Source organism: Jiella avicenniae, assembly GCF_021390325.1.
GTDB lineage: Bacteria > Pseudomonadota > Alphaproteobacteria > Rhizobiales > Rhizobiaceae > Jiella > Jiella avicenniae.
In genome coordinates this window covers 158,289-176,741 of the sequence record NZ_JAJUWU010000006.1, presented here as the reverse complement: position 1 = coordinate 176,741, position 18,453 = coordinate 158,289, and the positions used below count along the sequence as shown (strand labels likewise).

The following is an 18,453-nucleotide window of genomic DNA, read 5'->3' as shown; positions in this document are numbered from 1 at the left end:
CTATCGTTCCGGCGGCCGTTCCGTAGCGGCCGCGACGGCGTCCCGCAGCGCCCGGACCTCGGCGTTGAGGGCGCGAAACCGGTCGGGCGACATCGCGGAGGCAGCAAGGATCCGCTCGCCGAGCCGGCGTGTGACGGCGCGCATCGCCCGCCCCGCCTCGGTCATCGTGACCAGCACCTGCCGCTCGTCCTCGGCATTGCGCCGGCGGGCGACGAAGCCGTTCGCCTCCAGCCGCTTGACCAGCGGGGTGATCGTGCTCGATTCCAGCGCCAGCCGCTCGGCGATCGCGCCGATGGTCAGGCCGTCCCGCTCCCACAGCGTGCTCAACACCAGATATTGCGGATAGGTGATGCCCGCCTCGTCCAGCACCGGCTTGTAGAGCCGCCCGATCGCCATCGAGGCGCCGTAGAGCGCGAAGCAGAGGTGCTGGTCGAGTGCGAAAGTTTCGTCGTTCATCAGTCGGCATCGTCGCATTGGGGAACCGCGGGATACGGCCGGTGCCGCAAGAACCCATGTGGGAAACGCGTCGCAGCACCTCTACGCCGCAAGATCTATTATCACGATAATGTTTATGGCCGAAATTACCTCGCGCGGCCAGATATTACTTATCGCGATAATCAATATCGCCACACCGAAGGAGACGCATGCCATGCCCGTGGACGTCATCTACAAGACCAGCGCCACCTCCACTGGAGGCCGCGACGGCACCGCCCGCTCAGACGACGGCTCGGTGGACGTCAAGCTCGTCGTACCCAAGGAAATGGGCGGCCCCGGCGGTGTCGGCGCCAATCCCGAAAAGCTCTTTGCCGCCGGCTACTCCGCCTGCTTCCTCGGCGCCATGAAGGCGGTGTCGGGCAAGGTCGGCGTCAAGGTACCGGCCAACGCGACGGTCACCGCCGAAATCGGCTTCGGCCCGCGCTCGGAAGGCGGCTACGGCATCACTGCCCACCTCACCGCGACGCTTCCGGGCCTCGACCGCGAAGCCGGGGAAAAACTTCTTGCCGCCGCACACGAGGTCTGCCCCTATTCCAACGCCACCCGCGGCAATGTCGACGTCGGGTTGACGCTGGCGTAAAGGCGACCGCGCATCTCGATACCGCCCGGAGACGATCGGGCGAGACGATGAGGCGCGGCGGCTGGCGAGGCGCCGCGCCTTCCCGTGTCCGACACGTTGCCGCACGGCGGATCACCGCATATCTTTGCAAAGACATTCGGAGATTGCGTCATGAGCATCACACTGACGGTGACGAAGGACGGCGCGGTGGCACTCGGCCCTGAGCTGCTCGAGCATCTCGGCGTCGAGCCGGGCGAGGCTCTCGATGTAGACCTTGATCCGTGTGGAAAGATCAGCCTCAGCGCCGCCCGGCCCGAGGGCAGCCGGAACGACGAACGGCCGCGCGGTCGCATCGAAGATACGTTCGGGATGCTCCATCATCTCGCCAATGGACCGGCGCCGACGATCGAGGAGCTGAACGACGTCATTGCCGACGGCTGGGCCGGCAGGCGGTGAAGATCGTTGCCGATACCAACGTCATCATCCGAAGCTTGATCGGAGACGATCCGGGTCAGGCAAAAGCGGCCTCGGATCTTCTTCGGCGCGCGACGTCGATCGCAATCGCGCTCCCAACCTTCTGCGAGATCGCCTGGACCTTGAGCAGACGCTACAAGGCGACCTCCGATGAACTCAAGGCGGCGATCATCTCGCTGAGATCCGACCCCAAGGTCGTGTGCGACCGCGACGCCGTCGATGCCGGCCTCGCCATGATCGATCGTGGCGGCGACTTCGCCGATGGCGTCATCGCCTTCGAAGGCCGAAATCTCGGCGGCGAGGTCTTCGCGACATTCGACCGGAAGGCCGCGTCGCTCCTCGCGGCGCAGGGATACGCCGTCGATCTCCTGGCCGCTCCGTAAAACGTCGGCCGCTAACGCGTCGGCACCGGCTCCTCGCCGCGATAGTCGTAGAAGCCCCGGCCGGCCTTGCGGCCGAGCCAGCCGGCCTCGACATATTTCACCAGCAGCGGGCACGGGCGATATTTGGAATCGGCCAGCCCGTCATGCAGCACCTGCATGATCGACAGGCAGGTGTCGAGGCCGATGAAGTCGGCGAGCTGCAGCGGACCCATGGGATGGTTGGCGCCGAGCTTCATTGCCGTGTCGATCGAGGTCACCGAGCCGACGCCTTCGTAGAGCGTGTAGATCGCCTCGTTGATCATCGGCAGGAGGATGCGGTTGACGATGAAGGCCGGAAAATCCTCCGAGATGGTGATCGTCTTGTCGAGCGCGCCGACGAAGACCTTGGCCGCCTCGAAGGTTTCTTCTTCCGTGGCGATGCCGCGGACCAGCTCGACCAGCTTCATCACCGGCACCGGGTTCATGAAGTGGATGCCCATGAAGCGTTCCGGCCGGTCGGTGGCGGCGGCGAGCCTGGTGATCGAGATCGACGAGGTGTTCGTCGCCAGCATCGCCTCGGGCTTCAGATGCGGGCAGACCTCCCGATAGATCTTGCGCTTGACCGCCTCGTCCTCGGTCGCCGCCTCGATGACGAGGTCGCGGTCGCCGAGATCCTTCACCTCGACCGTGCCGGAAATGCGCGACAGCGCGTCGGCCTGGTCCGCCTCGGTGATCTTCTCCGAGGCGAGCTGCCGGCCCATCGACTTCTCGATGCGCTGCCTGCCCGCGGCGACCCGGTCCTCGGCGATGTCGTAGAGCTTGACGTCGAAGCCGGCGAGCGCCGCGACATGGGCGATGCCCGCCCCCATCTGGCCGGCCCCGATCACACCGACCGTCCTGATCTCACCCGTCATCGCGCGCTCTCCCATCGCCGATTATTGCTGCACTGCAGCATAAGCCTTCGGAGACTGCGGATCAAGCGATCCGTCGTCTCAGAGCTTGTCCTTCATCTCCGGCAGGATCTGGAACAGGTCGCCGACGAGGCCGTAGTCGGCGACCTGGAAGATCGGCGCCTCCTCGTCCTTGTTGATGGCGACGATGACCTTGGAATCCTTCATGCCGGCGAGATGCTGGATCGCGCCGGAAATGCCGGCGGCGATGTAGAGTTCGGGCGCCACCACCTTGCCGGTCTGGCCGACCTGCCAGTCGTTCGGCGCATAGCCGGCATCGACGGCGGCGCGCGAGGCACCGACCGCGGCGCCCAGCTTGTCGGCGAGCGGCAGGATGAACTCGTCGAACTTTTCCTTGGAGCCGAGCGCCCGGCCGCCCGACAGGATGATCTTCGCCGCCGAAAGCTCCGGTCGCTCCGAATGGGCGAGCTTTTCCTCGACGAATGCGGACAGGCCCGGATCGCCGACACCGGCCACGCTCTCCACCGCGGCCGCGCCGCCCTCGCCCACCGCCTGGAAAGCCGAGGTGCGGACGGTGACGACCTTCTTGGCGTCCTTCGACTTCACCGTCTGCACGGCATTGCCGGCATAGATCGGCCGCTCGAAGGTGTCGGGAGCGACGACGGCGGTGACGTCGGAGATCTGCATGACGTCGAGAAGCGCCGCGACGCGCGGGGCGACGTTCTTGCCGGTGGTCGTGGCGGCGAAGACGATCGCCTCGTAGTCGCCCGCGAGCTCGACGACGAGATCGGCGAGCGGCTCGGCGAGTTGGTGGGCATAGGCCGCGTCGTCGGCGGCGAGCACCTTGGCGACGCCGTCCAGCTTGCCGGCCGCCTCGGCGGCCGTGCCGACGCCCTGCCCGGCGACCAGCACATGCACCTCGCCGCCGAGCCTGGCGGCGGCGGCGAGCGCCTTGGCGGTCTGCTCGGACAGGCTGGCATTGTCGTGTTCGGCGATCAGGAGGGTGGTCATCTGGGTTTCCTCGGCTGGCCCGGTCTCTCCATCCCTTCGGGAGTTCGTCGGGCGCTCCATTGAGTTCGGCTTCGTCCGCTTCGGAGAAAGCCTCCGCCCGGGACGCGGGCGATCCTGCTGACGGGCGGGCCGCCCGGTCGTCTGGTCAGAGAATGCCGGCTTCGTTCTTCAGCTTGTCGAGGAGTTCGTCGACGGACGCGACCTTGACGCCGGCCTGGCGGCCCTTCGGCTCCTCGGTCTTGACGATCTCGAGGCGGGGCGAGACGTCGACGCCGAAATCGTCCGGGCTCTTCTCGTCGATCGGCTTCTTCTTCGCCTTCATGATGTTCGGCAGCGAGGCGTAGCGCGGCTCGTTGAGCCTGAGATCGGTGGTCACCACCGCCGGCATCTTCAGGTCGATCGTCTCGAGGCCACCGTCCACCTCGCGCGTCACCTTGGCGCGGCCGTCCGAAAGCGCGACCTCGTTGGCGAAGGTGCCCTGGCTCCAGCCGAGCAGCGCGGCGAGCATCTGGCCGGTCTGGTTGCAGTCGTCGTCGATGGCCTGCTTGCCGAGGATGACGAGGTCCGGGCTTTCCGCCTCGACGACGCCCTTCAGGATCTTGGCGACGGCGAGCGGCTCCGTCGGCTGGTCGGTCTTCACTAGGATGCCGCGGTCGGCGCCCATGGCGAGCGCGGTGCGGATCGTCTCCTGGGCCTGCTGCGGGCCGACCGAGACGGCGATCACCTCGCTCGCCGTTCCCGCTTCCTTCAGACGGATCGCCTCCTCGACGGCGATCTCGTCGAACGGGTTCATCGACATCTTGACGTTGGCGAGTTCGACGCCCGAACCATCCGACTTGACCCGGATCTTCACGTTGTAGTCGACCACCCGCTTCACGGCGACGAGAACTTTCATGGGCGGTTACTCTCCTTCGAGCTGTCATTCATGCGACGATTTTGTAGCGGCACTCTTCGCGCAAAGGGGTACCGCTTGGCAAGCGCCTGGAGTGGCGTGCCGGGAAGGTTTGAATCGGTCCAGTTAGGGCGATCGGGGAAGAAATCGCGCAAAAGGGATCGGTGGAAAGAGGGCGTCCGTCAACCGGGACAGCAGAGACCTGGCATGTCGCCTGCCTGCTTTGGTCGGCCTTCCATGGCGAGCGGCTTCTGCGAAGCGGCGTTCACTCGGCGACGCGGGCGATCATCTCGCCAAGGCCATCGGTTGCGACGTCATAGAGACCTTCGGCAACGGCGCCGCCGGCAATGCTGCCAGCGACGATCCCCAGGCCCATCACCACGAACCCGACGCCTCCCGTCCCGACGCCGACGAGAAGAGCGGCCGCCAGTGCTGAACCGGCACGCGCGCCCAGGAAGCCGGCCGCAGACTTGCCACCTGCCGCGACCGCCCCGCCGACGCCATCCTTCTCGTAGCCGGCATTGACCGCGCCGACGATTGCACCGGCGTCAAGAATCTTTCCGACAGTTCCAATGGGCTTGAGCTTCGACGCGAATGCCGCGCTTCGCTCCACGGCTTCGTCGATCGCCTTGTTGCGGGCCTGATCGCCATGGAGGCGATAGGACTTGGCGATGCTCTTGTGGCTGATGCCGAGCCCCTTCTTGATCGTCGTCGCCCCGCTGTTCCTGAGGATGTGCCTGCGCGAAAACCCGTTGATCTGTCGCTGCAGCGCTTCCTCGACTGGCCGGCGCAGCGCCTTTGCCTCGGCCGAATTGAGAGGCAGCCCGCGCTTCAGTGCTGCCCGGTATCCGTCGTCGAGCTTCTTCAGATCGCCTTCGATCAGCTTGACGCGCTTTTCGAGATAGTCGTGGAGCCCGCCGATCTCCGTTCCGGTGATGCCGATCGCCTCGCGATTCGAGGTCAGAAAATCGATAAAATCGAACTCTTCGTTAAATCGCTTCGCCTGGATCGGCGAGGCTGTGGCAGGCGACGCGCGACGGGCACCCTCGGCGAGGGAACGAAGGCTGGTTTCCTCCGCGGCGGAAGCGGTGACGTCGTGGGGAACGACCAGCAGCTGCCCGGGGCGAAGGATCTCGCTTCCGCGCCCGAAGGCGTTCAGGCTGCGGAAGGCGTCGATGCGCCGATCGCCGGGATCGGTGAAGAAGCACCGATGCGCGTCCTCCGCCCGTATGGGCGTTTCGAGCATGCCGAAGGACACGTCCTGAGCCATCTGCCTGTCGCCATCACGAGAGATCCTTGGCGATGATCGAAGAAGCTCCCTGGCGAGTCAATCTATAATTGTATCGAAGCGTCACGACGGATAACCACAGATAGCAGAGACATACCTACCGACTGCCACCCGGCACCCACAGAACGTCCCCCCTGCCCTCGTCATTGGCGATGCGCGCGGCGACGAAGAGGTGGTCGGACAGCCGATTGACGTAGCGGATGGCGGTGTCGGCGACCGGCTCGCCCTCTTTGGCGGCCAGCGCGATCATCAGCCGTTCGGCGCGCCGCGCCACCGTGCGCGCGAGGTGGAGATGGGCGGCAGCGGGCGAGCCGGCCGGCAGGACGAAGGACTTCAGCGGCGACAGCCGGGCGTTCATCGCGTCGATCTCGGCCTCGATCCGCTCGACCTGCGTATCGACGACCTTCAGCGGCTCGAATTCAAGCTTCCTGCCGGTGTCGGGCGTTGCGAGTTCGGCGCCGAGATCGAAGAGTTCGTTCTGGATGCGCGCCAGCATCGCGTCCAGGGCCGGGTCCGCATGCAGCCGGGCAAGCCCGATGACGGCGTTCAGCTCGTCGACGGTGCCGTAAGTCTCGACCCGAAGATCGGCCTTCGACCGACGCTCGCCGTTGCCGAGCGAGGTTTCGCCCCTGTCGCCGGTGCGCGTGTAGATCCTGTTCAGCCGGACCATGGACCCGCCTCCCTCGATAGCGTGGAAATGCCCGACGGCATCAGTGTTTGGCGAGCAGCAACACGCCGACGATGAGGATCACCGCCAGACCCTGGAGCATGACGCGGGCGCGCATCAGCTTCTGCGAGGTGTTGCCCGAGCCGCCGCGCATCATGTTGATCAGCCCCGCCAGCAGGACCCCGGCGGTGACGATCATCACCACGAGGGCGAGATAGGTCAAGAAACTGGACATGCCGTCCCTTCGGCTTGGAGGTGCGTGGTCGTTCGCGGCTCATATAAGGACCCGGGCGATTTCATCGAACCCCGGCGACGTCTCGACGCGTCAGCGCCGCGCTTCGGTCCGGGACCGGCCGGGACCGACCCGGCCCATCGCGGCAGCGACGCCGACGCCGGCGAGAACGAGCCCGCCGAGTTGGACCGGCGTCAGCGTCTCGCCGAACAGGAGATAGGCCATCACGGCGGTGACGCCCGGCGTCAGATACATCAGCGAGGCGACCTTCGACACGGCCCCTTCCCGGATCAGGATCATCATCAGGAAGATCGCGCCGATCGACAGGACGACGGTCAGCCAGACCAGCGCGAAAACCACCTCGCCGTTCCACGCGACCACCATCGTCTCGGTGAAGGCGGCGAGCGCGAATGTCGGAACGAGGGCGCCGAGATACTGGAAGAACGTCCCGGTCCTGACGTCGATGCCGGTGGCGAAACGCTTCTGCCAGATCGTGCCGATGGAGATGCCCAGCGCCGAGAGGCAGGCCGGCGCGACGTTGACGAAGTGATAGTCGCCACCGGCGCCGAGCTTCGGCAGGATGACCAGCGCGACGCCGACGAGGCCGAGGAAAAGCCCCAGCGCATGACGCGGGCGGATCGTCTCGCCGAGTGCCGGCGCGGCGATCAGCGCGGTGACGATCGGCTGCAGCCCGACGATCAGCGCGGCGACGCCGGCATTCAGCCCATGCCGGACGGCGAAGAAGACGCCGCCGAGATAGACCCCGTGAATGAGGCTGCCGGCGATCATCGCATGCATGGCGAGCCGCGGCTGCGGCCACAGGGCCCGCGCCGCGAGGGCCATCCCTCCGAGCAGCAGCAGCGCCAGGCCGTAGCGCATCGACAGGAAGGTGAACGGCTCGGCATAGGGCATGGCGTAGCGCGCGCCGATGAAACCGGTCGACCAGAGCAGTACGAAGACCGCAGGGAAGAAGGGAAGGAAACGCTGCACGGCGCACGCGAAAGCTGGGCGAATGGCGGAGCGCGGCGATGACGCCGGCTCGGAAGGCGCGCCTCTATAGGCCGTTTCGGTCCCGATGTCACACGCCATTGCAGGTCCGAAGACCTTTCGACGGACATCTCCGACGGACATCGGCGCTTCACGGCGGGACCGACGTCGCCGAAGGAAAGGTCAGTTCGTCCCTAACCAATTCTTGACCGTTCGCCGCTAGCCTCGAAATTCTACGAATTTGGGAGAAACTATGCTCTTCGATCGCTTCCGCCCCGCGTCTTCTTACGGCCAGCAAGTTGCCGATGCCGTCTATCGGCTCTCGCCCGACGCCTATTTCGTCGTCGAAAACGGGGTGATGACGGAATGCAATGCGGCGACGGAACGCATGTTGAAGGGCACGCGCAGCCAGTTGCTCGGACTGACCCCCGATCGCATCGCTCCCGAGAAGCAGCCCTGCGGCACCCCGTCGGCGGAAAAGGCCGCAAAGATCATGGAAGACGTCCTGCGCGACGGCATCGCCCGTTTCGAATGGGAGATGAAGCGCCTCGACGGATCGACCTTTCCGGGCTTCTCCACGCTGATCCGCGCCGAGGTCGACGGCCGCCCGGTGCTGGTGACCTTTCTGGTCGACATGTCGATCATGGTCGAGATGCGCGAGCAGCAGGAAAAGGCGCGCCTTGCCGAGGAAGCTGCGGCGAAGAAGCAATCCGATGCCTTCGCCCTCCTGGCGAGCAGCCTGACGAAGGTCGCCGACGGCGATCTGTCGGTCCGCGTCGGCGCGGCGATGCCCGCCGGCTTCGAGCGGATCGGCAGGGATTTCGACGCGGCGATCGGCTCGCTCGGCACGGCGATCAGCGAAGTCACCGATTCGGTGCGATCCGTCGCCGCCACCTCCAACGAAATCGCCGCGACGTCCGACGATCTCTCGCGCCGCACCGAGCAGCAGGCGGCGACGCTCGAAGAGACCGTCGCGGCACTGAACGAGATCTCGCGAGCCGTCGATGCGACGGCGCAGAATGCCAACGCGGCCCAGAAGACCGCCGCGACGGCTCGCGAAAAGGCGACGCGCGGCGGCAGTGTCGTCGCCTCCGCCATCGAGGCGATGAACCGCATCGAGGGTTCGTCCCAGCAGATCAACCAGATCATTTCGGTGATCGACGAGATCGCCTTCCAGACCAACCTCCTCGCCCTCAACGCCGGCGTCGAGGCGGCACGCGCCGGCGAGGCCGGCAAGGGCTTTGCCGTGGTGGCTCAGGAAGTCCGCGCCCTCGCCCAGCGCTCGGCGGAAGCGGCCAAGGAGATCAAGAACCTGATCTCCACCTCGTCCGAACAGGTGGAAAGCGGCGTCGAGCTGGTGACGGCTTCGGGCAAGAGCCTCGAGGAGATCGTCGCCGAAGTGTCCTCGATGAGCGAGACCATCAACCAGATCGCCAGCGCCGCCGGCAACCAGGCGACCAGCCTGCGCGAGCTCTCCAGCGCCGCCGACGCGATGGACAAGGCGACGCAGCAGAATGCCGCCATCGTCGAGGAAGCGACGGCCGCGGCGAGGTCTCTGGCGAGCGAAGCCGACAGGCTGGACTCGATCGTCCAGAAGTTCGAGGTGGACCAGAGGTCGGCGGCCGAATCGTCGCACCACCGCATGGCGGCGTGACACGGCGACGATCCCGCCCCCGCTATCGTACACCGCCATCTGATGGCGTAATCTCCGCGTCCGGCGGCCAAGAAGCCCCGAAGACGTCCGGACCGTTCCGGCATTATCGCACCAGCCATCCTCCCGGATTGGCTGGTGTTCTTTTGTGTCGCGACAGATTGAATAAGATCTTCCGAACGCCGAAAGGCTCGCCGCAACACCTTGCGGTTCAAATATGCCCGAAAGCAAGAATTCGGGAATCATCGACGTGACCATGACGAACGCACTGGCCTCCTTGGAGCCGACCGCGCTTGCCAGGACATCGGCCGCGACGCCGAGGATCGCGGATTCACCTGCCACGCCGGCGGCCAGGACTTTGCGGCAGATCCCGGAAGAACTGCGCGCGTCCCTCGCCGGCTCTCTCAGGTCTCCGACGATCAACGAGGCCTTCATCGAGCAGTTGATGGCAAAGGCTGCGGAGCGGGCCGAGCACTCCCGCGCCCTGCGCAGCCGCACCACGATCGACGCCTATGCCGCGCAGGCGGCGATCTCTTCCATGGCAGCATCGGACGGAAGCGGCGAAGCCATGTCGGCCACCGTCTCGCAAGCCCCTCCGGCGAGCGCCGCGTTGTCGGCGGTAAGGGAGGCCTATCGCAGCGACGGCGGATGAGATTCGCGGGCCGATGACCGATCGTTGATTAAAATTGTGCTATCGATCGATAATCCGCACAAAGAAATGGAAGAGCAGGATCACGGCAAGTCTCGCCCCGCCCCCGGAGGCCTTGCCCGATGTCCGTCACAACAGCCGCCCTGCCGCCTCGTCCCGAGCCGCCCGCGAGACTTCCCGGCGCCATGCCGGATCGGCCCGGCGCCGCCCCGCCGCAGAGCGCCGATCCCGCGATGAGCGGCGGCGACCGGATCACCGGGGGGCTCGTCGACCGGACCGCCGCCACCGTCGGCGCGGCCCCCGCCACCGCCTTTCCGGGGGCGGCGAACGGCGTCACCGGAAAGATCGACGAGGACTACATCGAGGGCCTGCGCGCGACGGTACAGGAGACGCTGGCCGACTATCTGGCGATCCGCAATTTCATTGCCCTCGAAACCCTCGCCTCGCAGACCTCGCTGCTCATCGTCGAGGGCTTCGGCGGGGTGCCCGTGACGAGCGTGCCCACACCATCCGCAGGCACGCCTGCGCAGGCGGTGACGGCAGCTTATCTCGACAAGGCCGGGTGACGCCGCCTGCGCCCAGGCGGGACTTGCACGGAAAGGCCGCCGCCGCCGCAAGGCATCGCGGTCTCCCCGATACGATGGCGAGGCCCTCGGCGCCCTCCCTCAGGCCGCCTGTTTCTGCCCCTCGTCGACGAACCGCGCGAGATTGGTCGCCACCGTCGCAGCGCCGTTCAGCCGCTTTTCCGGCGTCGGCCAGTCGCGGATGAGGACGATCGACTGGTCCGGCCGGATCTTCGCCGAGGCCCCCTGCTCGCCGATGTAGCGCACCAGCGCCGCCGGGTTGGCGAAGTTCTTGTCGCGGAAGGTGATGACGACGCCCTTCGGACCGGCGTCGAGCTTCTCGATGTTGGCCTTGCGGCAGAGCGCCTTGATGAAGACGACCTTCAACAGATGCTCGACCTCGGGGGGCAGCGGGCCGAAGCGGTCGATCAACTCGGCGCCGAAGCCGTCGATCTCGCGGGCATCGCCGAGATCGGCGAGCCGGCGATAGAGCGTCATCCGAAGCTGCAGGTCGGGGACGTAGTGCTCCGGGATCATCACCGCGGTGCCGAGGCTGATTTGCGGCGACCACTGGCCGTTGCTCTCGGATTCGGTGCCCTTCATCTCCGCCACGGCCTCTTCCAGCATCTGCTGGTAGAGCTCGAAGCCGACCTCCTTGATGTGGCCGGACTGCTCGTCGCCGAGGAGATTGCCGGCGCCGCGCTGGTCGAGATCGTGGGAGGCGAGCTGGAAGCCGGCGCCGAGCGTATCCAGCGACTGCAGCACCTTCAGCCGCCGGTCGGCGCCCTTGGTCGGCGTCTTGTTGGCCGGCAGGGTGAGCAGCGCATAGGCGCGCTGCTTCGACCGGCCGACGCGGCCGCGGATCTGGTAGAGCTGCGCGAGGCCGAACATGTCGGCGCGGTGAACGATCAGCGTGTTGGCCGTCGGGATGTCGAGGCCGGATTCGACGATGGTCGTCGCGAGCAGCACGTCGTACTGGCCCTCGTAGAAGGCGTTCATGATGTCGTCGAGTTCGCCCGCCGCCATCTGGCCGTGGGCGACGGCGACCTTCAGCTCCGGCACGTGGGTGTCGAGGAACTCCTTGACCGAGGCGAGGTCCGACACGCGCGGGCAGACGTAGAAGCTCTGGCCGCCACGGTAGCGCTCGCGCAGCAGCGTCTCGCGCACCACCATGGCATCGAAGGGCGAGACGAAGGTGCGCACGGCCATGCGGTCGACCGGCGGCGTGGTGATCAGCGAGAGTTCGCGCACGCCGGTGAGCGCCAGCTGCAGCGTCCGCGGGATCGGCGTGGCCGACAGCGTCAGGACGTGGACGTCCGACTTCAGCTCCTTCAGCCGTTCCTTGTGCTTGACGCCGAAATGCTGCTCCTCGTCGATGATGAGAAGCCCGAGCGACTTGAAGTTCACCGCCTTGCCGAGCAGCGCGTGGGTGCCGACGACGATGTCGAGCGTCCCGTCGGCGATGCCCTTCTTGACGCCGGCCAACTCCTTCGCCGTCACCAGCCGCGAGGCCTGGCCGACCTGGATCGGCAGGCCCCGGAAACGCTCCGCAAAGGTCTTGTAGTGCTGGCGGGCGAGCAGCGTCGTCGGCACGACGACGGCCACCTGCAGCCCGTTCATCGCCGCGACGAAGGCGGCGCGCAGCGCCACCTCCGTCTTGCCGAAGCCGACGTCGCCGCAGACCAGGCGGTCCATCGGCTTGCCGGCGGCGAGATCGTCGGTGACCGAATCGATCGCGCCGAGCTGATCCTCGGTCTCCTCGTAGGGGAAGCGCGCGGCGAATTCGTCCCACAGGCCCTCGGGCGGCAGCAGCCGCGGCGCGCCGCGCATCTCACGCTCGGCGGCGATCTTGATGAGGCCGCCCGCCATGTCGAGCAGCTTCTTCTTCAGCTTGGCCTTGCGCGCCTGCCAGGCGCCCCCGCCCAGCCGATCGAGGGTCGCCTCCGTCCCCTCGCCGCCATAGCGCGACAGGAGCTCGATGTTTTCCACCGGCAGGAACAGCCGGTCGTCGCCTTGATATCTGAGTTCCAGACAGTCGTGCGGCGCGCCCGCCGCCTCGATGGTCTTCAGCCCGACGAAGCGGCCGATGCCGTGATCGACATGGACGACGATGTCGCCCTCGTCGAGACCGGAGACTTCCGAGATGAAATCGGAGTTCTTGCGCCGCCGACGCCCGCGCCGGACCAGCCGGTCGCCGAGAATGTCCTGCTCGGCGACGACGACGAGATCGTCGCTCTCGAAGCCCGCCTCGAGCCCGAGCACCGCCGTGACGACGAAGTTCTTCGGCGCCTCGCGGACCTGTTTCAGATTCTCGACCGTCTTGATCGAGCCGAGGCCGTGTTCCTCCATCACTTGGGTCAGCCGCTCGCGCGAGCCTTCCGTCCAGCCGGCGAGCAGCACCCGCCGGCCGTCCGCGCGGAGCTTGGCCACGTGGTTCACCGCCTCGGCAAAGACGTTGACGCCCTCGGCGGTGCGCTCGGTGGAGAAGTTGCGGCCGCGCCTGTAGTCGAGATTGAAGGCCTTCCGCCCGATCACGTCCGACACGCCATAGGCCGACAGCCGCACCGGCTCGACGCTGGCGAGGCCGCCCGAAAGCTCGTCCTCGCTGAGATAGAGCGCGTCCGGCTCGACCGGATGATAGGGCACGCCCCCTTCGCCGAAGGATTCCGTGCCGCCGCGCTTCCTCGCCTCGTAGTGGTCGACGATCAGCGTGCGCCGTTCGGCGACGGATTCCATCGTCAGATGGTCGAGCACGAAGGCAAAGCCCCGGGCATAGTCGAACAGCGTGTCGAGCCGCTCGTAGAACAGCGGCAGCCAGTGCTCCATGCCGGCAAAGCGCTTGCCCTCGGAGATGGATTCGTACAGCGCATCGCCTCTTTGGGCGGCGCCGAAACGCTTGATGTAGTTCGTGCGGAAGCGGCTGATCGTCTCCTCGCGCAGCGTCACCTCGGACACCGGCGACAGCTCGAAGCGCTTCAGCTGCTTCGTCGTGCGCTGGCTCGCCGGATCGAAGGCGCGCACCGTCTCCAGCGTGTCGCCGAAGAAGTCGAGCCGCACCGGCTCCTCGGCGCCCGGCGCGAAGACCTCGAGAATGCCGCCGCGCACCGCATATTCGCCGCGCTCGCGCACCGTCGAGACCCGCTCGAAGCCGCCATGGGTGAGCGCCGTGACGATCTTTTCCATCGGCATCTGGCCGCCGGCCCCGACCGAGATCGCCTCCATTCCGAGAACCTCGGCCGGCGGCATCTTCTGGAGAAGCGCATTGGCCGTCGTCAGGATCACCGCCCGGTGCGGATCTTCGCGCAGCGAGGTCAGCGCCGCCATCGCCGCCAGCCGCCGCGCGGCCGCCTCGGAGGACGGGCCGACGCGGTCGTAGGGCAGGCAGTCCCAGGCCGGCAGCGTCAGGACGGGCAGCTCCGGCGCGACGAATTTCAGCGCCTCCTCGACCTCCGCCATCCGGCTGCCGTCGCGCATGACGAAGACCAGCGGCCGCTTCTTCGCCCGGTGGCGCGCGACGTCGGCGAGGACGAAGGCTTCGGAGCCCTCCACCACGCCGCCGACGTCGAGCGCGCCGTCCTTTTCCAGCGCCTTCTTCAGGGTCTCCGGCAGGCTCACTTCGACGCCTCCGGAATGCGCTCCGCGCCCACCGCCAACTCGCCCGGCTTGTCGCCGCCCACATGGAATTCGCGGATCTGCCGGAACACCGGCGTGTCGAAATTCTCCGGCGTTTCCGCCTCCCCCGTCAGCCACGAAAAGATGTCGCGATCCTGCGCTTCCATCAAAAGCTCGTAGTCGCCCAGCTCTTGCTCGCTCAGCGACGCGATCTTCGCATCGGCGAACTGTCCGAGCACCAGATCCATCTCCCTTATCCCGCGATGCCACGAGCGGAACAGCGCCTTGCGGCGGCGAATGTCGAGATCGCTCGATGAGCGCTGCATGCCTGTCATGATTGTCGAATGCCGAAAAGAGATGTGTGGACGGGTCGAAGTCGAGCCTTCGATATAGGCTCGGAGCTTCCGGCTGTCAGCCTCGCGATCGCAAGACGAGCCCGAGGAAACCCGCTTCCGGGCTGTCCGGGCCGCCACTCGCTGTCATGCGAGCTGATGCGATGCCCGTGACGACGGCCACCGCGGCATCCCGCCTCATACCGCAGAGTCAGATCGACGAATTATTGGACGACGCGAACGACGACTATGGAAAATTTGCGGTCTTCAGAAAAACATTCACATGACCCCGCCATATTGCCTCTTCTACGCGCGACATGACTTGCCGAAAACTCGAGCTTGCTCTAGTCTGAAAATTGCATGCAATGCTGCATGGTGGGGTGAAGACGCGCTAGAGGCTTGGGCCGATGACTGAAGGCATCAGCAATCTGAGTGACGTGACGAAGATCAACGAGGCGCTACTCGAGACGAAATACTCCGCCACGATCGGCGGCGACGGCGGTCGTGACTGGAGCGATCCGAATTCGACGATCGTGATGGGGCCGATCACGCGGATCGAGCTGCACTACGGGGCGCAGATCGACAGCATAAAAGTCTATTACGGCTGGATTCCCGGCGAGCCGCATGGCGGTACCGGCGGCGAGGAAGGCGTTTTCGAACTCGATCCCGGCAACGTGATCGATCGGGTTCAGGCGCGCGTCAGCGGCGTCATCGACCAGATCCAGTTCTTCGCCCGCATGCCCGACTCCGAGGGCAACGTGCAGCGATCCGAACTCTTCGGGCGCAAGAACGGCGTCACGCGGGAAGTCGTCGCGCCGCCGGGCCTGATGCTCCGATCGATCTCCGGCAAGGCGGACAAACGCGTCGACAAGCTGCGTTTCAACTTCGGCCGCGTCGCCACCATCGAAAACGTCCAGATCGATCCCTCCGCCTTTGCCGCAAGCGTCAAGGACCCGGAGCTGCGCGTCCTCGATCAGATGATCTTCGACAATCCCTCCCAGACCGAGGTCCTGCAGAGCTTCAAGCATTCGGCGACCGTGACGAACCGGACGGCCACCAATTGGGGCGGGACGACGCGGCTCCTCTACGGTCTGAGCGCGACGGCCAAGGCGACGGTCGGCGTCGGGGAATTCTCGGCCACCTCGAAGTTCGAATTCGAGCAGACCTTCACCTACGGGCGGAGCTCCGAAAAATCCGAAGCCGTCACCCTGGAATGGGCGATCAATTTCGCCTGCCCGGCCAACAAGAGGTCGATCTGCACGGTCTCCGTCTACACCAAACGGATCGAGCGGATCCCCTTCACCTATGACGTCGTCCTTCACGATCCGACGGCAGAAGACGAATCGAAGCGGCGGGAGGTCTTCACTCTGAAAGCGGAATTTTCCGGCGACGTCATCGCGCGAAACATCGTCGCGACCCAGTCGATCGAGGATATTCCGGAACGGGAGCTTCGGAAGCTGGCCGTCGCCAACACCGGCCGCAGTTGAACGGCACCGCATCCGAGGAGACGGGCGAGGCATCCCTCGCTCGCCCGTCGGCCGGCTTCGAGACGCGCATCGGACTTGCCGGGAACGAGGTCCGCCTTCCGCCGGACGCCTTGGAGAACGGCGGCCGCAGCCTTGCCATCCGGCATCGTTCGGACCAAACCTTCGGCCCATGCGCCCGTCCCTCCTCGACCCCCTGTTTGCATCCGTCACCACCCTCGACGGCGTCGGGCCGAAGCTCGCCGGCCTGTTGCAGACGCTGCTGGTGCGCCCCGGCGAGACGCTGCGCATCCGCGACCTCGTCTTCCACCTCCCCACCGGCCTCGTCGACCGGAGGAAGCGCGCCGAGATCGCCACCGCGCCAGAGGGCGCGATCGTCACTCTCACCGTGCGCATCGACCGGCACCAGCCGCCCGGCCGGGAGCAGCGGTCCCAGCCCTACCGGGTGTTCGCGCAGGACGAGACCGGCGAGATCGCGCTCACCTATTTTCGCGCGCAGCCGGCCTGGATGGACAAGCTGCTGCCCGTCGGCGAGACGATGATCGTCTCCGGCAAGGTCGAGTGGTTCAACGGCCGGCCCTCCATGGTCCATCCCGATTTCGTCGCCAGCCTCGAGCGGGCCGAGACCATGAGCCTCGTCGAGCCGGTCTATCCGATGACGGCCGGCCTCTCGGGCAAGGTGCTGCGCAAGGCGATCGGCCAGGCGCTGGAGCGCGTGCCCGCCTTTGCCGAATGGATCGAGCCGACGGTCGTCAGGCAGCAGGGCTTTCCGGCTTTCGGCGAGGCCCTGACGCGCCTGCACGACCCGGCGGACACCGCCGACATCTCCCCCGAAAGCCCCGCCTGGCGCCGCATCGCCTATGACGAATATCTGGCGAGCCAGCTCGCCCTCGCCCTCTCCCGCCAGAACCAGAAGGCGGTGCCCGGCCGGGCGATGACCGATCCCGCCGGCCGGCTCGCAAAAGTCCGCGCCGCCCTGCCCTTTGCCCTCACGAATGGCCAGGACCAGGCCTTCGCCGAGATCGCCGCCGACATGGCCGAGCCGGAGCGCATGCTGCGCCTCCTTCAGGGCGACGTCGGCGCCGGCAAGACGGTCGTGGCGCTGATGGCGATGGCGGTGGCGGCCGGCTCCGGCTGCCAGTCGGCGCTGCTCGCCCCGACCGAGATCCTCGCCCGCCAGCATTTCGCCGGGCTCTCCAAACTCGCCGAGGTCGCCGGCCTTTCGATGACCCTCCTCACCGGCCGCGACAACGGCCGCGCCCGCACCGCCAAGCTCGACGCCATTGCCAAGGGCGAGACCGACATCGTCATCGGCACCCACGCCCTCTTTCAGGAGGACGTCGCCTATGGCGATCTCGGCCTGGTCATCGTCGACGAGCAGCACCGTTTCGGCGTCCATCAGCGCCTCTCCCTGACCAGAAAGGGCCGCGGCGCCGATCTCCTCGTCATGACCGCGACGCCCATCCCGCGCACCCTCGTCCTCTCGGCCTTCGGTGACATGGAAGTCTCGCGCCTTGCCGAAAAGCCGAAGGGCCGCAAACCCATCGCCACCGTGGCGCTGCCCACCGACCGCATCGAGGAGGTGGTCGAGCGGATCGGCAACGCCATTGCCGGCGGCCAAAGGGTCTACTGGGTCTGCCCGCTGGTCGAGGAAAGCGACAAGAGCGACCTGATGGCCGCCGAGGAGCGCGGCCGCCAGCTTGCCGAGGTGTTCGGCCCGGAGACCGTCGGCGTCGTCCATGGCCGGATGAACGCCGAGGAGAAGGACGCCGTCATGGGCGCCTTCAAGCGCGGCGAAAAGCGCCTCGTCGTCGCAACCACCGTCATCGAGGTCGGCGTCGACGTGCCGGAGGCGACGATCATCGTCATCGAACACGCCGAACGCTTCGGCCTCTCCCAGCTCCATCAATTGCGGGGAAGGGTCGGCCGCGGCGACAAGCCCTCCTCCTGCGTCCTCCTCTATCGCGGCCCGCTCGGCGAAACCGCCGCCGCGCGCCTCAAAGTCATGCGCGAGACCGAAGACGGCTTCCGCATCGCCGAGGAAGACCTGAAACTCAGGGGCGAAGGCGACCTCCTAGGCACCCAGCAATCGGGCCTGCCCTTCTTCCGCATCGCCCGCACGGAGCACCACGCCGACCTGATGGAGGTCGCGCGGGACGACGCCCGGCTGGTGCTGGCGAAGGACCCGGCGCTGAAAGGCGAACGAGGCGAGGCGCTCAGGGCGCTGCTCTATCTGTTCGGGAAGGACGAGGCGGTTCGGTTGCTGCGGTCGGGGTGAGATAAT

18 protein-coding genes are annotated in these 18,453 nt (G+C 66.6%); 8 read left to right on the top strand and 10 right to left on the bottom strand.

Annotated elements, in window-relative coordinates:
- Nucleotides 1–456, bottom strand: coding sequence for a MarR family winged helix-turn-helix transcriptional regulator (locus LZD57_RS07660; protein WP_233719021.1), 456 nt, complete (start codon nt 454–456; stop codon nt 1–3).
- Between the two features lie 193 nt (nt 457–649).
- Between LZD57_RS07660 and LZD57_RS07655 the strand changes: the two genes are divergently transcribed.
- The 3 genes from LZD57_RS07655 to LZD57_RS07645 all read left to right on the top strand — a co-directional run bounded on the left by LZD57_RS07655 (nt 650) and on the right by LZD57_RS07645 (nt 1,911).
- Nucleotides 650–1,075 (top strand): organic hydroperoxide resistance protein, encoded by a 426-nt coding sequence (locus LZD57_RS07655; protein ID WP_233719020.1) that lies wholly within the window; start codon nt 650–652, stop codon nt 1,073–1,075.
- Between the two features lie 84 nt (nt 1,076–1,159).
- The gene (locus tag LZD57_RS07650) at nt 1,160–1,510 is read left to right on the top strand and encodes an AbrB/MazE/SpoVT family DNA-binding domain-containing protein (protein WP_338034689.1); all 351 of its coding nucleotides are present in this window, start codon (nt 1,160–1,162) and stop codon (nt 1,508–1,510) included.
- Nucleotides 1,507–1,911, top strand: a complete 405-nt coding sequence (locus LZD57_RS07645) for a type II toxin-antitoxin system VapC family toxin (protein ID WP_338034688.1) — start codon at nt 1,507–1,509, stop codon at nt 1,909–1,911. The genes LZD57_RS07650 and LZD57_RS07645 overlap by 4 nt, the downstream gene beginning before the upstream one ends.
- Before the next feature lie 11 nt (nt 1,912–1,922).
- On the opposite strand, the gene LZD57_RS07640 is transcribed toward LZD57_RS07645, so the two are convergent.
- The 7 genes from LZD57_RS07640 to LZD57_RS07610 all read right to left on the bottom strand — a co-directional run bounded on the left by LZD57_RS07640 (nt 1,923) and on the right by LZD57_RS07610 (nt 7,881).
- Nucleotides 1,923–2,804: a 3-hydroxybutyryl-CoA dehydrogenase gene (locus tag LZD57_RS07640; RefSeq protein ID WP_233719019.1), complete on the bottom strand. Its 882-nt coding sequence runs from the start codon at nt 2,802–2,804 to the stop codon at nt 1,923–1,925.
- A gap of 78 nt (nt 2,805–2,882) precedes the next feature.
- Nucleotides 2,883–3,812 carry an electron transfer flavoprotein subunit alpha/FixB family protein gene (locus LZD57_RS07635; RefSeq protein ID WP_233719018.1) on the bottom strand — a complete coding sequence of 310 codons (930 nt, stop codon included), beginning with the start codon at nt 3,810–3,812 and terminating at the stop codon, nt 2,883–2,885.
- A gap of 145 nt (nt 3,813–3,957) precedes the next feature.
- The gene (locus LZD57_RS07630; RefSeq protein WP_233719017.1) at nt 3,958–4,707 is read right to left on the bottom strand and encodes an electron transfer flavoprotein subunit beta/FixA family protein; all 750 of its coding nucleotides are present in this window, start codon (nt 4,705–4,707) and stop codon (nt 3,958–3,960) included.
- 262 nt (nt 4,708–4,969) lie between these two features.
- Nucleotides 4,970–5,974: a hypothetical protein gene (locus LZD57_RS07625; RefSeq protein WP_233719016.1), complete on the bottom strand. Its 1,005-nt coding sequence runs from the start codon at nt 5,972–5,974 to the stop codon at nt 4,970–4,972.
- Nucleotides 5,975–6,089: 115 nt separating this feature from the next.
- Nucleotides 6,090–6,662: a cob(I)yrinic acid a,c-diamide adenosyltransferase gene (locus LZD57_RS07620; RefSeq protein WP_233719015.1), complete on the bottom strand. Its 573-nt coding sequence runs from the start codon at nt 6,660–6,662 to the stop codon at nt 6,090–6,092.
- 40 nt (nt 6,663–6,702) lie between these two features.
- Nucleotides 6,703–6,894, bottom strand: a complete 192-nt coding sequence (locus LZD57_RS07615) for a twin transmembrane helix small protein (RefSeq protein ID WP_233719014.1) — start codon at nt 6,892–6,894, stop codon at nt 6,703–6,705.
- Between the two features lie 90 nt (nt 6,895–6,984).
- The gene (locus tag LZD57_RS07610; RefSeq protein WP_233719013.1) at nt 6,985–7,881 is read right to left on the bottom strand and encodes a DMT family transporter; all 897 of its coding nucleotides are present in this window, start codon (nt 7,879–7,881) and stop codon (nt 6,985–6,987) included.
- 250 nt (nt 7,882–8,131) lie between these two features.
- On the opposite strand from LZD57_RS07610, the gene LZD57_RS24235 reads away from it, so the two are divergent.
- The 3 genes from LZD57_RS24235 (at nt 8,132) to LZD57_RS07595 (ending at nt 10,744) form a co-directional block, all read left to right on the top strand.
- A complete protein-coding gene (locus tag LZD57_RS24235) occupies nt 8,132–9,532 on the top strand; it encodes a methyl-accepting chemotaxis protein (RefSeq protein WP_233719012.1) in 1,401 nt (466 codons plus the stop codon).
- 253 nt (nt 9,533–9,785) lie between these two features.
- The gene (locus LZD57_RS07600) at nt 9,786–10,181 is read left to right on the top strand and encodes a hypothetical protein (RefSeq protein WP_233719011.1); all 396 of its coding nucleotides are present in this window, start codon (nt 9,786–9,788) and stop codon (nt 10,179–10,181) included.
- A 119-nt stretch (nt 10,182–10,300) separates the two neighbouring features.
- The gene (locus LZD57_RS07595) at nt 10,301–10,744 is read left to right on the top strand and encodes a hypothetical protein (RefSeq protein WP_233719009.1); all 444 of its coding nucleotides are present in this window, start codon (nt 10,301–10,303) and stop codon (nt 10,742–10,744) included.
- 99 nt (nt 10,745–10,843) lie between these two features.
- Here LZD57_RS07595 and mfd read toward each other — a convergent pair whose 3' ends face one another.
- Both mfd and LZD57_RS07585 read right to left on the bottom strand, forming a co-directional pair.
- Nucleotides 10,844–14,356: a transcription-repair coupling factor gene (gene mfd / locus LZD57_RS07590; protein ID WP_233719007.1), complete on the bottom strand. Its 3,513-nt coding sequence runs from the start codon at nt 14,354–14,356 to the stop codon at nt 10,844–10,846.
- On the bottom strand, nt 14,353–14,688 hold the full coding sequence (locus LZD57_RS07585) for an FAD assembly factor SdhE (RefSeq protein ID WP_233719006.1): 336 nt from the start codon (nt 14,686–14,688) through the stop codon (nt 14,353–14,355). The genes mfd and LZD57_RS07585 overlap by 4 nt, the downstream gene beginning before the upstream one ends.
- Before the next feature lie 404 nt (nt 14,689–15,092).
- Here LZD57_RS07585 and LZD57_RS07580 point away from each other — a divergent pair, with 404 nt between their 5' ends.
- Both LZD57_RS07580 and recG read left to right on the top strand, forming a co-directional pair.
- The gene (locus LZD57_RS07580) at nt 15,093–16,172 is read left to right on the top strand and encodes a jacalin-like lectin (protein WP_233719004.1); all 1,080 of its coding nucleotides are present in this window, start codon (nt 15,093–15,095) and stop codon (nt 16,170–16,172) included.
- 169 nt (nt 16,173–16,341) lie between these two features.
- Nucleotides 16,342–18,447: an ATP-dependent DNA helicase RecG gene (gene recG, locus LZD57_RS07575; RefSeq protein WP_233719002.1), complete on the top strand. Its 2,106-nt coding sequence runs from the start codon at nt 16,342–16,344 to the stop codon at nt 18,445–18,447.
- Nucleotides 18,448–18,453: the final 6 nt, after the last annotated feature.